The sequence below is a fragment of the Antribacter gilvus genome (assembly GCF_003946865.1).
Classification (GTDB): domain Bacteria; phylum Actinomycetota; class Actinomycetes; order Actinomycetales; family Cellulomonadaceae; genus Antribacter; species Antribacter gilvus.
The window spans coordinates 278,817-292,688 of record NZ_QXTH01000006.1 but is presented as its reverse complement, the minus strand read 5'-3'; the positions used below and the strand labels follow the sequence as shown (position 1 = coordinate 292,688).

Annotated in this window: 13 protein-coding genes and 1 tRNA gene; 7 read left to right on the top strand and 7 right to left on the bottom strand. The window is 70.9% G+C overall.

Annotated elements, in window-relative coordinates; all coding sequences use genetic code 11:
• The first annotated feature begins 74 nt into the window (after positions 1 to 74).
• From D1350_RS12695 to D1350_RS12670, 6 genes are read left to right on the top strand one after another with little or no spacing between them, the layout of a single operon-like run.
• Complete coding sequence (locus tag D1350_RS12695) at positions 75 to 467, top strand: GntR family transcriptional regulator (RefSeq protein WP_125776365.1); 393 nt, start codon at positions 75 to 77, stop codon at positions 465 to 467.
• Positions 464 to 1,408, top strand: coding sequence for an ATP-binding cassette domain-containing protein (locus D1350_RS12690; protein WP_125776364.1), 945 nt, complete (start codon positions 464 to 466; stop codon positions 1,406 to 1,408). The genes D1350_RS12695 and D1350_RS12690 overlap by 4 nt, the downstream gene beginning before the upstream one ends.
• A complete protein-coding gene (locus D1350_RS12685; RefSeq protein ID WP_125776363.1) occupies positions 1,408 to 2,172 on the top strand; it encodes a hypothetical protein in 765 nt (254 codons plus the stop codon). The genes D1350_RS12690 and D1350_RS12685 overlap by 1 nt, the downstream gene beginning before the upstream one ends.
• Positions 2,173 to 2,221: 49 nt before the next feature.
• Positions 2,222 to 3,205: an ABC transporter ATP-binding protein gene (locus tag D1350_RS12680; protein ID WP_125776362.1), complete on the top strand. Its 984-nt coding sequence runs from the start codon at positions 2,222 to 2,224 to the stop codon at positions 3,203 to 3,205.
• Positions 3,202 to 3,975, top strand: coding sequence for an ABC transporter permease (locus tag D1350_RS12675; protein ID WP_125776361.1), 774 nt, complete (start codon positions 3,202 to 3,204; stop codon positions 3,973 to 3,975). The genes D1350_RS12680 and D1350_RS12675 overlap by 4 nt, the downstream gene beginning before the upstream one ends.
• A gap of 35 nt (positions 3,976 to 4,010) precedes the next feature.
• Positions 4,011 to 4,742: a glutamine amidotransferase gene (locus tag D1350_RS12670; RefSeq protein ID WP_125776360.1), complete on the top strand. Its 732-nt coding sequence runs from the start codon at positions 4,011 to 4,013 to the stop codon at positions 4,740 to 4,742.
• Positions 4,743 to 4,752: 10 nt separating this feature from the next.
• Here D1350_RS12670 and D1350_RS12665 read toward each other — a convergent pair whose 3' ends face one another.
• Positions 4,753 to 5,250, bottom strand: a complete 498-nt coding sequence (locus D1350_RS12665) for an NUDIX hydrolase (RefSeq protein ID WP_125776359.1) — start codon at positions 5,248 to 5,250, stop codon at positions 4,753 to 4,755.
• Between the two features lie 333 nt (positions 5,251 to 5,583).
• On the opposite strand from D1350_RS12665, the gene D1350_RS12660 reads away from it, so the two are divergent.
• Positions 5,584 to 6,735, top strand: a complete 1,152-nt coding sequence (locus tag D1350_RS12660; protein ID WP_125776358.1) for a 3-deoxy-7-phosphoheptulonate synthase — start codon at positions 5,584 to 5,586, stop codon at positions 6,733 to 6,735.
• A gap of 66 nt (positions 6,736 to 6,801) precedes the next feature.
• Here the strand turns inward: D1350_RS12660 and D1350_RS12655 are convergent, their stop codons facing one another.
• The 6 genes from D1350_RS12655 to D1350_RS12630 form a co-directional block, all read right to left on the bottom strand.
• A complete protein-coding gene (locus D1350_RS12655; protein WP_206074523.1) occupies positions 6,802 to 7,158 on the bottom strand; it encodes a DUF4870 domain-containing protein in 357 nt (118 codons plus the stop codon).
• Between the two features lie 194 nt (positions 7,159 to 7,352).
• A complete protein-coding gene (locus D1350_RS12650) occupies positions 7,353 to 8,594 on the bottom strand; it encodes an NAD(P)/FAD-dependent oxidoreductase (protein ID WP_125776356.1) in 1,242 nt (413 codons plus the stop codon).
• A gap of 100 nt (positions 8,595 to 8,694) precedes the next feature.
• Complete coding sequence (gene argG, locus D1350_RS12645) at positions 8,695 to 10,140, bottom strand: argininosuccinate synthase (RefSeq protein ID WP_125776355.1); 1,446 nt, start codon at positions 10,138 to 10,140, stop codon at positions 8,695 to 8,697.
• A 140-nt stretch (positions 10,141 to 10,280) separates the two neighbouring features.
• Positions 10,281 to 10,357, bottom strand: a tRNA-Pro gene (locus D1350_RS12640).
• A gap of 120 nt (positions 10,358 to 10,477) precedes the next feature.
• On the bottom strand, positions 10,478 to 11,395 hold the full coding sequence (locus D1350_RS12635) for a metallophosphoesterase (RefSeq protein ID WP_125776428.1): 918 nt from the start codon (positions 11,393 to 11,395) through the stop codon (positions 10,478 to 10,480).
• 14 nt (positions 11,396 to 11,409) lie between these two features.
• The gene (locus tag D1350_RS12630) at positions 11,410 to 13,776 is read right to left on the bottom strand and encodes a transglycosylase domain-containing protein (RefSeq protein WP_125776354.1); all 2,367 of its coding nucleotides are present in this window, start codon (positions 13,774 to 13,776) and stop codon (positions 11,410 to 11,412) included.
• Positions 13,777 to 13,872: the final 96 nt, after the last annotated feature.

Sequence of the window (13,872 nt, the reverse complement as noted above, 5' to 3'; positions counted from 1 at the left end):
GTCTGTGGTTCATTGGTGGAGTAATGAACCACAGAACGTCGGTACCGCGATGAGCGAGGCAGGGGGTGAATCGGGTGTTCGACGGGCCTGAACCCATCTACGTCCAGATTGCCCAGATGATTCGCGGCCAGGTGCTCGCAAGAGAGCTCACGGAGGAGGACCAGGTCATGTCGACCACGCAGTTCGCCACCACGTTCCGCATCAACCCCGCCACCGCGGCGAAGGCGTTCGGCCAGCTGGTGGACGAGGGCGTGCTCTACAAGCGCCGGGGCCTCGGGATGTTCGTCGCTCCCGGCGCGCGGGAGCGGCTGCTCGACGAGCACCGCCGCAGGTACTTCGCCGAGGTGCTCGAGCCGGCACTGGTCCAGGCCGAGCTCCTGGAGATCCCGCTCGACTCGATCGTCGACCACGTCCGGGGCCGTGCGCACGGCACGACCCGGGGTACCGACCCGGAGGTGTCCTCATGACCGCGCCCTTCGGCGCCCGCCTGGACGACGTCGTCGTCCGCTATCCCGCCCCGGCGCGGCTGCGCCCCTCGCCCGACGACGCCCCCGCGCTGGACGGCGCCACCTGCACCGTCCGGGCCGGGTCCATCACCGGCGTGCTGGGCCGGAACGGTGCCGGCAAGACGACCCTCCTGTCGCTCCTCGCGGCGTTCCGGCGGCCCACCGGCGGGACCGTCCTCGTCGGGCCGGACGGCTCGCTGGAGGACCCGTGGGAGAACACGTGGATCACGTCGGGCGTCCAGCTCGTCCGGGAGTCCGGTGACGTCTACCCGGAGGAGGCCGTGAGCGAGACGTTCGAGTACCTGGCGAACGTCCGCCCCGACTGGGACGGGGACCTGGCGTCCCGGCTGCTCGACCAGTTCGAGGTGGACGTGCGGAAGAAGCCCGCGGCGCTCTCGCGCGGCAAGCGCTCGGCCGTGGGCGCGGTGATCGGCCTGGCCTCGCGGGCGCCGCTGACGATCTTCGACGAGGTGTACCTGGGCATGGACGCACCCACCCGGTACGCGTTCTACGACGCGCTCCTCGAGGACTACGCCGAGCACCCCCGCACCGTCCTGGTGTCGAGCCACCACGTCGAGGAGGTGGAGCGGCTGTTCGAGGACGTGATCGTCCTCGACGAGGGCCGGGTGCTCCTCGCCGAGCCGGCCGACGACCTTCGCGCCCGCGCCGTCTCGCTCACCGGGCCGTCGGCCGCCGTGGAGCGCGTGGCCGACGGGCGGCCGGTGCTCCACCGGCAGCAGCTCGGACCGACGCTCCAGGTCGTCGTGGACGGACCGCTCGCTCCGGACGAGCGTGCCGCCGCCCAGGACGCCGGGCTCACCCTCGGCCCCGTGCCGCTGCAGGACCTGTTCGTCCACCTGACCCGGACGCCGGCAGGCACCACCACCGAGGAGGTCCCCTGATGAGCGCCCCCACGGACCGCACAGCGGTCGAAGCGCTCCGCGCCCGCGCGGACGACGTCCACAAGCGGGCGGTGAAGGCCGTCGAGAACACGGTGGCCGGTGCCGTCATCGTCGTCGGGCTGTGGTTCTGGCTGATCCTCCTGCTCGTGGCCGCGGTGCTCGTGGTGATCGAGCTCCGCACCGGGTCGATCGGACCGGGCAGCGTCGTGGAGAACATCCTCGTGAGCCCGCGGTGGTTCGCGCTGGTGATGGGGCTGATCGTCCCGGTCGGCGTCCTGACGGTGCACCTCGCCGCCGGTGGGACGCGTAAGGCGCTGGTCGACGGGATCGTCCGGGCGGCGCTGTTCTCGGGAGGCGCGTACGGGGTCGCCACCGCCGCCCTGCTGCTCCTGGAGCGCCTGGCGTTCTTCCTGGCCGACCGGGAGTGGTTCCGCGGCGACGGGTCGGCGGACGCGCGAGGGTTCTCGATCAGCATCCTGTCGGAGGGTCTCTCGATCGCGACCTACCTGCTCGTGGGCGTCGCGATCGGCATCGGCTACTACCGGTACGGCGGCTGGCTCGGGACGGTCCTTATCCCGCTCTTCCTGATCCCGTGCGCGGTGGCCGACGCGTTCCGGCTGGAGCGCCTGCGCGACCTGGTCGAGCCGTTCCCCGGACCGCTGGGGCCGCTGTCGCTCCTCCTGCTGGGCATCGGCGGTGTCCTGCTGGCGATCCTCGCCGCCGAACGGCTGCTCCGCGACGTCCCGGTACGGCCCTCCCGTTGACGGGATGGGAATAATGTCCGATAAGCAACTCCACAGGAGGAGCGCACTCATGACAGACCCCGCACCGCCCGTCATCGACGTCCGCCACCTACGCAAGACCTATGCGGGACCCGAGGGCACCACCAAGGTCGCGGTCGACGACGTCTCGTTCACCGTCGGCCGCGGCGAGATCTTCGGCATCCTCGGTCCGAACGGCGCAGGGAAGACCACCACCGTCGAGTGCGTCGCGGGCCTGCGCCGTGCCGACTCCGGCGAGATCAGCGTGCTCGGGCACGACCCGCAGGCCGATCCGGCGTCGATCCGAGAGAGCGTCGGCGTCCAGCTCCAGGAGTCGGCGCTGCACGACAAGATCACCGTCGACGAGGCCATGCGGCAGTTCGCGGCGTTCTACGAGCACCCGTCCGACGTCGAGGAGCTGCTCCGCCTCCTCGACCTCGCCGACCACCGCGGCGTGCAGTTCGCGAACCTCTCCGGAGGTCAGAAGCAGCGGCTGTCCATCGCGCTCGCCCTGGTGGGCAACCCCCAGGTGGCCATCCTGGACGAGCTCACCACCGGCCTGGACCCGGCTGCGCGGCGCGCGACGTGGGACCTCGTGGAGCGGGTCCGCGACAGCGGGGTGACCGTCCTGCTGGTCACCCACTTCATGGACGAGGCCGAGCGGCTCTGCGACCGGCTCGTCATCATCGACGGCGGGACCGTCGTGGCTGAAGGCACCCCGGCAGACCTCATCGACGGGCTCGACGGCTCCCGGGCGGTCCGGCTCCGCTTCACACCCGACCGCACCGACCGGGCGCTGGCCGTCCTCACGGCGCTCGCGGCGGACGGCGCCGACGTGGAGTCGGTCAACCGCAGCGGGAGCGAGATCGAGGTGACCGGCACGCGCAAGGTCCTGTTCGCAGTCGTCCAGGCGCTGGCTGCGGACGACCTCGTTCCCGAGGACGTCCGCACGGTCTCGCGATCCCTGGAGGACGTGTTCGTCCAGTTCTCCGGCCGGACGTACCAGGACGAGACCACGGCGGAGGTGGCGGCATGAACCGGGGTTTCGGCACTCTGCTCAGTACGGAGGCCAGGGTCTGGCTCCGGGAGCCCGTCGCGGTGTTCTTCGCGCTCGCCTTCCCGGTGGTCCTCCTTGTCGGCTTCGGCTACCTGATCCCGGGCCTGCGCGAACCCATGAGCGACGCACCGCCGCCGTGGAACGACGAGTCGGCGATGTCCTTCTACCTCCCCTCGGTGCTCGCGCTGTCGATCGCCACCGTCGCGCTCACGGTGATCCCGGTGACCTTCGCGACCTTCCGTGAGAAGGGGGTGCTGCGCCGGCTGGCGACCACCCCCATGCGTCCGCAGGCGATCGTGGGGGTGCACCTCGTGATCAACCTCGCCGCGGTGCTCGTGGCGTCGCTGCTCGCGGTGGCCGGGGCGATGCTCGCCTTCGGGGTCCCCCTCCCGGAGAACCCCGGGGTGGTGCTGCTCAGCTTCGTCCTCGGGGTGGCCGCGATGTACTCGCTGGGGCTGCTGGTCTCCGCGCGGGCCCCGCGTGGCACGACGGCGTCGGGCGTCGGCATGCTCCTGTACTTCCCGTCCATGCTCGTGAGCGGCCTCTGGACCCCCGGTCCGGCCATGCCGGACTGGCTCGAGACGCTGGGGAAGTTCACGCCCATCGGCGCCTCCGCACAGGGGATGACCATCGGCTGGCTCGGGGAGGTCATGACCGGTGAGGTGTTCCCGGCCGTGCAGATCATCGTGATGGTGGTCTGGACCGCCGTCCTCTTCCCCCTGGGCGTGAAGCTGTTCCGGTGGACCTGAGGCCGGACTGAGAGGAACGCCTCTACCCTCTTCCCATGAAGCCGTTCCTGCTGCTCGCCACCCGCGCGGAGGACGCCGCGGCCGACGGCGAGTACGAGGCGTTCCTCCGGTACGGCGGGCTCCAGCCGCGCGAGCTGCACCGCGTGCGGCTGGAGTCCGGTCCTCTCCCGCCGGTCGACCTCGACGACTACTCCGGCGTGCTCGTCGGCGGCAGCCCGTTCAACGTCGCCGAGGCGCCGGAGCGCAAGGGACCGGTCCAGCGGCGGGTGGAGGCGGAGGTCGCTGCGCTCCTCGACCACGTCGTGGCCCGCGACTTCCCGTTCCTCGGCGCCTGCTACGGCGTGGGCACGCTCGGTGCCCACCAGGGCGCGGTGATCGACGGCACGTTCGCCGAGCCGGTGGGTCCCGTGACGATCGAGCTCACGCCCGAGGGGACGGACGACCCGCTGCTCGCCGGGATGCCCGCGCGCTTCGACGCCTACGTGGGGCACAAGGAGGCAGTCCGGACGCTCCCGCCCGGCGCGGTGTGCCTCGCGACGTCGGCCGCGTGCCCCGTCCAGATGTTCCGCGTGCGCGAGAACCTGTACGCCACCCAGTTCCACCCCGAGCTGGACCTCACGGGCCTGCTGCAGCGCATCGACGTCTACCAGGGGTTCGGCTACTTCCCGCCCGGCGAGGCTCACGCCGTCGGGTCCAGGGCCCGCGCGGCGTCCGTGACGGAGCCGTTCCGGATCCTCAAGGCGTTCGTCGAGCGGTACGCCCGCTGACCGAGGCCGGCTACGGCGCGAACCAGGCGCCCGCCGCCGGGTCAGCGGCGAGCCGCAGCCCCAGGGCGAGGTGGTGGCGCACGTTGCGCCCCAGGTTCTCCGGCAGGTCGTCCGGGGCGAACCAGCCGACGGCGAGCGACTCGTCGTCGGCCACGTGCAGCGCCGCGGCGGCCTCGGGCGACTCGGGCCGGCACAGGAACGTCAGCGTGAGGTACTGGGCCCGGTCACCGTTCGGGTAGACGGTCACGTCGTTCGACCCGACCGCGGCCAGCCCCTCCACCCGCACCGCGACCCCGGTCTCCTCGAGCACCTCCCGGACGATCCCGGGCGCGGGCTGCTCGCCCGGCTCCAGGAACCCCGCGATCAGTGACCAGCGGCCGTCGTCGCTGCGCTCGCCCAGGAGCACGCGCCCGTCGTCGTCCAGCACGACGGCGTTCACGCCGGGGAGCCACAGCAGGTCGTGACCGACCTGCTTGCGCAGGCCGAGGATGTACTCGGGGACAGGCATGCCGCGAGCCTATCGGCGCCGGCCCCTGGTTCGACCGGACCGGGCGGCCCGCCCGCATGATGGAACGGGGTGGACAACGTCCAGGGCGCGGGTGCTACCGTCGCTCCGTGATCATTCGTTGGTATTGGCGCTTTACGCCGGCTCCTGGTGGAGCCTGGCGGGCGTCAGCCTGACCAACCTTCACCGGAGCCACCTGGGCCTTGGACACCACAGTGTCCGGGCCCTTCGTCTTGAACAGACGGGCCGCTCCGGACCACGAGGCGGCAGCGGCGCCGTCTGGGACCTTCCCGCACGTACCCAGAACACGCTGTCACCTCACCAGGAGTCTTGATCATGACCCCCACGGCCCCCGTCAGTCCCGCTGATACCGAGCCCGCCGCGAGCACCCCGCCCGGGCAGCGCGGCGAGCTGCGAGCCCGTACGTCCGACCTGCGGATCCGCGCCCTCGACGCCCTCCCCGCGCCGCAGGACCTGCTCGCCGAGATGCCGTTGAGCACCCAGCAGAGCGACCTCGTGACGACGTCCCGCCGCGAGGTGCGCGACGTGCTCACGGGCGACGACGACCGGCTGCTCGTGATCGTCGGCCCGTGCTCCGTGCACGACGCCCAGGCCGCGCTCGACTACGCGGGCCGCCTCGCCGCCCTCGGCCAGGAGCTGGCGGGCGACCTCCTGACCGTCATGCGCGTGTACTTCGAGAAGCCGCGCACCACGGTGGGGTGGAAGGGTCTCATCAACGACCCGCACCTGGACGGCAGCCACGACGTGCACCATGGCCTGCGGCTGGCCCGCGAGGTCCTGCTCGGCGTGCTGGACGCGGGCGTGCCGGCGGCGTGCGAGTTCCTGGAGCCCACCAGCCCCCAGTACATCGCGGACGCGGTCACCTGGGGCGCGATCGGCGCCCGTAACGCGGAGTCGCAGGTGCACAGGCAGCTCGCCTCGGGCCTGTCCATGCCCGTCGGCTTCAAGAACGCCACGGACGGCGACGTCCAGATCTCCGTCGACGGCTGCGTCACCGCCGCGAGCGAGCACGTGTTCTTCGGCGCGGACGCGCAGGGCCGGGCCGCCGCGGTCGCGACAGCCGGCAACCCCGACTGCCACGTGATCCTGCGGGGTGGCCGCAGCGGCCCCAACTACGGGGCCGACGACGTCGCGGCGGCGCTGGCCGTGGCGCGCACCTCGGGACTGGGCGGGGCTGTCGAGACCGGGGTGATCGTCGACGCCTCGCACGGCAACTCGGGCAAGGACCACGTGCGGCAGGCGGGCGTCGTGCGCGAGGTCGCCGGGCGCCTCGCCGCGGGGGAGCAGGGGATCACCGGCCTGATGATGGAGTCGTTCCTGGTCGCGGGTGCGCAGAATCCTGCGCCGCTCGCGGAGCTCACCTACGGCCAGTCGGTGACCGACAAGTGCATGGACTGGGACACCACGGAGGTGCTGCTGCGGGAGCTGGCGGCCGCGGTGCGGGAGCGGCGGGCGCTGGAGTCCTGACGGGGCCGGAACGACACGGGGCCGCTCACCGGACGGTGAGCGGCCCCGCGTCAGGACTCGTTCGAGTCACTTCACGATCTGGACCTCGACGAGGTACTTCGTCGGCTGGCCGTTGTTCACGGCCATGAAGTTGATGATGCCGTAGATGAGGCCGACGATCCACGGAACGAAGATCAGCCAGGCAAGGACCACGGTGATCGTCAGCACGACGTAGACGATCGCGATGAGGATGCCCCAGTTGAGGGCCTTCTTGGCCTCAGCGTTGAGATACGCGTTGTTGCGGTCCTTGAAAACGAGCCAGATGACAAGCGGCGCGACGAAGCTGAGGATGCCGCCGAGGAGGTGGGACAGACCTGCCCACTGCTTGGCCTCGGCATCGGAGAGCGGCTGCTGGGGCACTGCAGCCGGCGTGGGCTCGGACAAGGGGTTCTCCTTAGATTGGTCTGACGAACGCATCGAATCGTAGAGAACCCCGGCGTTTGTGAACAGGCCGGAAACGGAACGTCTCAGAACACGGTGATCGCCGCGGCGAGAACGTATAGCGCACCGAGGGCGCTGAAGAGAGTGATGACAGTCCTCGCGCGTGGATTCACCCGCCGAATGGTGCCAGAGATCCGTTACGCCGTAAATCCTTCGAGCTCGTCGCGCGGCACCTGCCGTCCGGAGCGGATCAGTTCCTCGATGCGTTCGGTCTGCTCCCAGACGTTCACGGCCATACCGGCGGCGACGCGCCCGTCGGCCACCCAGAACGCCACCAGCTCCCGGTTCTCCCGCGACCCGGAGATCACGACGTCGTCGTACCCGCCGGGGACGTCGACCCAGCCCACGTACTCCATCCCGAGGTCGAACTGGTCGCTGTAGAAGTAGGGCAGGCGGTCATAGTCCCCGGCAAGACCGAGCATCGTCCGCCCCGCGTGCGTGCCGCCCTCCTGGGCCGCGGACCAGTGCTCCACCCGGAGCGGGCGGCCATAGTGGGGCGACGGGATGCTGGCGACGTCCCCGGCGGCGAACACGTCGGGATGGGAGGTCGCGAGGGTCCCGGACACGGCGATCCCGCCTCCCTCGGCGGCCGACCGCAGCGTCAGGCCGCCCGCCTCCGCGAGCCCGACGTTGGGCGCCACGCCGACGCCCACCACCACCACGTCGGCCTCGACGTGCGACCCGTCGGACAGGTCGACGCCCGTGACCCAGCCGTCGGTGTGCGAGAGCGCCGCCACCGTGGCGCGTGACACCAGGCGCACGTCCTGCTCCTCGTGCAGGTCGCGGAAGACCGCGGCGAGCTCCGGCCCCAGGACGCCACCGAGCGGGATGCTGCCACGCCCGATCACCGTCACGTTGAGGCCCAGCTGGCGGGCGGACGCCGCCACCTCCATGCCGATCCAGCCGTCGCCCACGACCGCCACCCGGCCTGCTCCCTCGAGCGAGGCGTCGAGCAGCCGCCCGGACAGCCGGTCGGCATCGTCCAGGGTCCGGAGGTAGTGCACGCCCGACAGGTCCATGCCCGGGACGTCGAGCGTCCGCGGCGTCGACCCGGTCGCGAGGAGGAGCTTCGCATAGGTGAGCACGCCGCCGTCGGACAGCGTGACGCGATGCTCGCCCGGGGCGAGGCCGACCGCCGTGACCGAGGTACGCATCTCGACGCCGTTGTTCGCGTACCAGGACTCGTCGAGCGGGAACACCGACTCCCGGTCGTCGTCGCCGCGCAGGTAACCCTTGGAGAGCGGCGGTCTCTCGTACGGCCGGTGCGCCTCCGTGGTCACCACGACCAGGTCGCCGTCGTAGCCCTCCTTGCGGAGCGTCTCGGCGGCGCGTGCGGTGGCCAGGCCACCTCCGAGCAGGACGTACGGGTCGGCGGTCATCCGGTCTCCTCGGCGTCGGCAGGACGGGTGGGACCCCGCCCGGACAGTTTCGCACCGGGGCAGGGATCCCGTCGCGCCGCAGGACGGCCGTGCGCGAGCCTCAGTCCGTGCCGGCCTCCATCGCGGCGCGGTCCAGCATCTCCTCGTCCTCGGACACCTCGCCACGGGACGCGATGGCCTCCGCGCCGCCCTGCGGCATGCTGCCGATCAGCCCGGTCGCGGCCGCCTGGGCGGCGCCGATCGAGGGACCGCCCACGCCGATGAGCCCGAGGCTGGCGTACTGCTCCAGCTTGGCGCGCGAGTCGGCGATGTCGAGGTTGCGCATGGTGAGCTGGCCGATGCGGTCCACCGGGCCGAACGCCGAGTCCTCGGTGCGCTCCATCGACAGCTTGTCCGGGTGGTAGCTGAAGGCCGGGCCCGTGGTGTCGAGGATCGAGTAGTCCTCGCCGCGCCGCAGCCGCAGGGTCACCTCGCCCGTGACGGCCGCGCCGACCCAGCGCTGCAGCGACTCGCGCACCATGAGGGCCTGCGGGTCCAGCCAGCGGCCCTCGTACATCAGCCGGCCGAGGCGCCTTCCCTCGTTGTGGTACTGCGCGACGGTGTCCTCGTTGTGGATCGCGTTGACCAGACGCTCGTACGCCGCGTGCAGCAGGGCCATGCCGGGAGCCTCGTAGATGCCGCGGCTCTTCGCCTCGATGATGCGGTTCTCGATCTGGTCGGACATGCCCATGCCATGTCGACCGCCGATGGCGTTGGCCTCCATCACCAGGTCGACGGGGGAGGCGAACTCCTTGCCGTTGATCGTGACCGGGCGGCCCTGGTCGAAACCGATCGTCACGTCCTCGGCGAGGATCTCGACCGAGGGGTCCCAGAACCGCACGCCCATGATGGGGTCGACGGTCTCCACGCCCGTGTCCAGGTGCTCCAGGGTCTTGGCCTCGTGGGTGGCGCCCCAGATGTTGGCGTCCGTCGAGTAGGCCTTCTCCGCGCTGTCGCGGTACGGGAGGTCCCGGGACGCGAGCCACTCCGACATCTCCTTGCGGCCGCCGAGCTCCGTCACGAAGTCGGCGTCCAGCCAGGGCTTGTAGATCCGCAGGTGCGGGTTGGCGAGCAGGCCATAGCGGTAGAACCGCTCGATGTCGTTGCCCTTGAACGTGGAGCCGTCGCCCCAGATCTGGACGTCGTCCTCGAGCATCGCCCGCACCAGGAGGGTGCCGGTGACGGCACGGCCGATCGGCGTCGTGTTGAAGTAGGCCCTACCACCCGAGCGGATGTGGAACGCGCCGCAGGTGAGCGCGGCCAGGCCCTCCTCCACGAGCGCCTCGCGGCAGTCCACGAGGCGCGCGATCTCCGCGCCGTACGTCTTCGCGCGGCCGGGCACCGAGGCGATGTCCGGCTCGTCGTACTGGCCGATGTCGGCGGTGTACGTGCACGGGACCGCGCCCTTGTCGCGCATCCATGCGACCGCCACGGACGTGTCGAGACCACCGGAGAAGGCGATGCCGACGCGCTCGCCGACGGGGAGGGAGGTGAGGACCTTGGACATGGCAGAAGTATGCAGAGTTTCGCATGAGTATGCAACGTGGCTCGTCGAGGTCGTGCCGCTGCCGTGGGTAGGCGGCCAGGTCCGGGCAACGCGAAAGGCCCTCCGGTGCAGCGTTTCCGCTGCCCAGAGGGCCTTTCACATGGTCGGGGTGACAGGATTTGAACCTGCGACCTCTTCGTCCCGAACGAAGCGCGCTACCAAGCTGCGCCACACCCCGAGGGATCACTCCCGCTGGCAGGGACTGAACCCAGCGGCGGAAGCGTGCCCAGAATAGCCCACGTTCGGACCGGAACGGAAACTGAAAGCCCGTGGGCAGGATCACGGCCCGTCGCGGATCTCAGACGGACGACGCCACGAGGGTCAGGAGGGTGGCCTCGGGCCGGCACGCGAAGCGGATCTGCCAGTAGGGCGACGTGCCCGCACCGGCAGAGACGTGCAGCCAGGTGGAGCCCTCGCCCCCGTCCCGGTCAGGTCGGGGGCCCGGCCAGCCGTGCAGGCCGCTCGCCCTGCGGCGGTCGACGTCGCAGTTGGTCACGAGGGCGCCGTAGAAGGGGACGCGGAGCTGCCCGCCGTGCGTGTGGCCGGCGATGATCGCGTCCACGTCGTCCTCCCGCAGGGCGTCGAGCGCGCGGACGTACGGTGCGTGCACGACGCCGAGGCGCAGCACCGCCCGGTCCTCTCCAGGCGCGCGGCCCGGGGCGGGCATGGTGTCCCGGTCGATGTGCGGGTCGTCCATCCCGACGAACCCGATGAGCCTGCCGTCCGCGAGCTCGACGGCGTCCCGGCGGTTGTTCAGGTCCTTCCAGCCGGCCCGGGAGAACGCCGTCGCCAGGGCCTCTGTGGGCAGCGCCTCGGGAGCGGCCTGCTCCACGCGGGCGTCCGGGAGGAGGTACCGGGCAGGATTCTTGAACTGGGGCGCGAAGTAGTCGTTGGAACCCATCACGAAGGCTCCGGGCACCTCGAGGAGCGGGCCGAGGGCGTCGAGCAACGGGGCGAGGGCCTGCCGGTGGCCGAAGTTGTCGCCGGTGTTCACCACGACGTCGGGACGGAGGTCGGCCAGGGACCGGATCCAGGCCTGCTTGGCCCGCTGGCCGGGCGTCAGGTGCAGGTCGCTGATGTGCAGCACCCGGACCGGGCGCTCACCGCGGGGCAGGATCGGGAGCGTGGCACGCCGGACCGTGAACAGCTTGGTCTCCAGGTGCGCGTACGCCAGACCGCCGACGGCGATGCCGCCGGCGATCCCGAGCGCCTTCAGGACCCCCACGCCGTTCAGGGCCGGCCGCCGTTGCCGCCGCCAGGGGGCGGGAGCGGGCTGCCGTTGCCACCGGGGGGCGGGAGGATGACGACACCGCCGCCGTCACCGCCGTCATCGCCGCCGCCACCGCCGTCACCACCGCCGTTACCGCCACCGCCACCACCGTCGCCGCCACCAGGGCCGGGACCGCCGGGTGTCGGTGCGGGCGGCGGAGGCGGGGGCTTCGGCGCGCCGACCAGATTCGGGTCGGGCGGTCCGAAGCCGACGTGCGGCATGCCTACGCTCGCGGCGTTGGTGTACTGCTGCCAGATCGGCGCGGCGACGTAGCTGCCGTACAGGTAGCCACGCCAGTACTTGCCGTTGACGGTCATGTTCTTGTGCTCGATGGAGCCCTCGACGTCGCCCACCCACACGGACGTCGACAGCTGGGCCGTGTAGCCCGTGAACCAGGTGTGCGACGACAGCTGGGTGGTGCCGGTCTTGCCGGCCGCGGGCCGTCCACCCTCGGGACCCTTGCCGATCGCGGTGCCCTTGGTGAACACGTTCTGCATCGCGAACGTCATGGTGTTGGCGATGTTCCCCGCCAGGGCGTTCGGGTTGCAGTTCGCCGAGGGGACCGGGAGCTCCTTGCCGTCGGTGTTCGTCACCTTCAGGATCGCGACCGGCTCGCAGTGGGTGCCGCCGCTGGCGATCGTGGCGTAGGCCGCGGCCTGGAACAGCGGCGAGGACTCCTGCGTGCCGATGATCATGGGCGCCTGCACGTCGATGTTCTCGACGGTGGCGTCGTACACCGTTCCACCCTGGGAGTCCGTGGGCCGGAACCCCACATGCCAGGCGGTCTGCCGTAGGTCGCACAGGTTCAGCTGGAACCCCATGCTTGCGTAGGCGGTGTTGACGGACTTGTACGTTGCCTCCAGCGCCGACATGGTGCCGCCGCCGTTGCCGTCGGAGTTGGCCGGCGCCCAGGCCTTTCTGTCATACAGCCGTGCGCACGGCGCGTTGAAGTCCTGTGGGAACCGCTCGACCTTGCTCGCGTTGACGGTGTCGTACAGCCGGTGACCCGAGCGGAGCCACTCCGCCAGGACGAACGGCTTGAAGTTCGAGCCCACCTGGAAGCCGTGCGAGCCGCCGTGGGCCGCGTCAGCGGCGTAGTTGATGGCGGTGGTCCGAGGGGCAGGTTCCTTGTTGGCGTCGAACGGAACGTTCTGGGCCATGGCCAGGATCTTCCCCGTGCCCGGTTCCACCGACGCGATGGCCGCCTCCAGCTGGCTCGCGTCGCCCGCCGGTACGGCACTGCTCACCGCCGCCTCTGCCGCCACCTGCTTGGTGATGTCGAGCGTGGTGATGATGTCGAGACCGCCGCGGTAGAGCAGCGCCTGCCGGTCGGCCGGAGTCTCCCCGAACTCGGGGCTGAGGATGATCTCCTTGATGACGTACTCGCAGAAGAACGCGGACCCGCCTGCGGACTGGCAGCCGAGGTCGACCGGCGTCACCTTGAGGGTGTCGGCGATCGGCGTCGCGATGAGGGCCTCGTACTCCTCGCGGGTGGAGATGTAGCCCTCCGTGTACATCGCGTACAGCACGAGGTTGCGCCGCTCCTGGGCCTTCTCCGGGTTCGTCAGCGGGTCGAACTGCGTGGGCGCCTTGGTGATGCCCGCGATCGTCGCCGCCTCGAGCTGGGAGAGCTCGGACGCGTGCTTGCTGAAGTAGTAGCGGGCCGCGGTCTCGACGCCGTACAGGTTGACGCCGAACTGAGCGATGTTGAGGTAGCCCTCGAGGATCTGGTCCTTCGGCGTCGTCTTCTCGAGCGCGATCGCCAGCTTGGCCTCCCGCATCTTGCGCTCGAGCGAGTCCTCGCGCGCCTTCATCACGCCGAAGTCGTCCCCGGCCTTGTCGGCCTCCTCGATGAGGACGTTCTTCACGTACTGCTGCGTCAGCGTCGACGCGCCCTGCGTCGCCTCGCTGCCGCCGAGGTTCTTGGCCGCCGCACGCATGATGCCCTCAGGGTCCACGCCGCCGTGCTCGTAGAAGCGGCGGTCCTCGATGGCGATGGCCGCGTCCTTCATGGCCTGCGACACCTGGTCGAGGGGCACCACGATGCGGTTCTGCGAGTAGAACGTGGCGAGCAGGGTGGTGCCGTCGCTCGCGTAGACACGGGACTGCTCCGACAGCGGTGCGCGCACCAGCTCGTCCGGGACCTCGTCGAACAGCTTCACCGCGGTGTCCGTCGCGGCGTCGGCGCCCGCCGCGAGCGGGATCACCAGACCGGCGGCGAGGACACCGCCCGCGGCCGCCGTGAGGACGAACGCCAGCAGCAGCGCGATCAGCTGCGTGGCGGGAAGCGTGCGTGTGATCCGACGTGGCTCGCGGGGGTTGGCCATGTGCCTAGGTTAAGGGTTTCGGCCCGACGGGTGCGCCGTGAGCAGCCCCTGGGCCTGTGCAGGTCCTGTGGGGGATCGCGGGCTAGCATCGGGCAC

Bases quoted from the DNA above. Each gene is read 5' to 3' on its own strand.
- D1350_RS12630 (WP_125776354.1), bottom strand. From the start codon at position 13,776: ATGGCCAACCCCCGCGAGCCACGTCGGATCACACGCACGCTTCCCGCC.
- D1350_RS12690 (WP_125776364.1), top strand. From the start codon at position 464: ATGACCGCGCCCTTCGGCGCCCGCCTGGACGACGTCGTCGTCCGCTAT.
- argG (WP_125776355.1), bottom strand. From the start codon at position 10,140: ATGTCCAAGGTCCTCACCTCCCTCCCCGTCGGCGAGCGCGTCGGCATC.
- D1350_RS12650 (WP_125776356.1), bottom strand. From the start codon at position 8,594: ATGACCGCCGACCCGTACGTCCTGCTCGGAGGTGGCCTGGCCACCGCA.
- D1350_RS12665 (WP_125776359.1), bottom strand. From the start codon at position 5,250: ATGCCTGTCCCCGAGTACATCCTCGGCCTGCGCAAGCAGGTCGGTCAC.
- D1350_RS12670 (WP_125776360.1), top strand. From the start codon at position 4,011: ATGAAGCCGTTCCTGCTGCTCGCCACCCGCGCGGAGGACGCCGCGGCC.
- D1350_RS12660 (WP_125776358.1), top strand. From the start codon at position 5,584: ATGACCCCCACGGCCCCCGTCAGTCCCGCTGATACCGAGCCCGCCGCG.
- D1350_RS12675 (WP_125776361.1), top strand. From the start codon at position 3,202: ATGAACCGGGGTTTCGGCACTCTGCTCAGTACGGAGGCCAGGGTCTGG.
- D1350_RS12685 (WP_125776363.1), top strand. From the start codon at position 1,408: ATGAGCGCCCCCACGGACCGCACAGCGGTCGAAGCGCTCCGCGCCCGC.
- D1350_RS12680 (WP_125776362.1), top strand. From the start codon at position 2,222: ATGACAGACCCCGCACCGCCCGTCATCGACGTCCGCCACCTACGCAAG.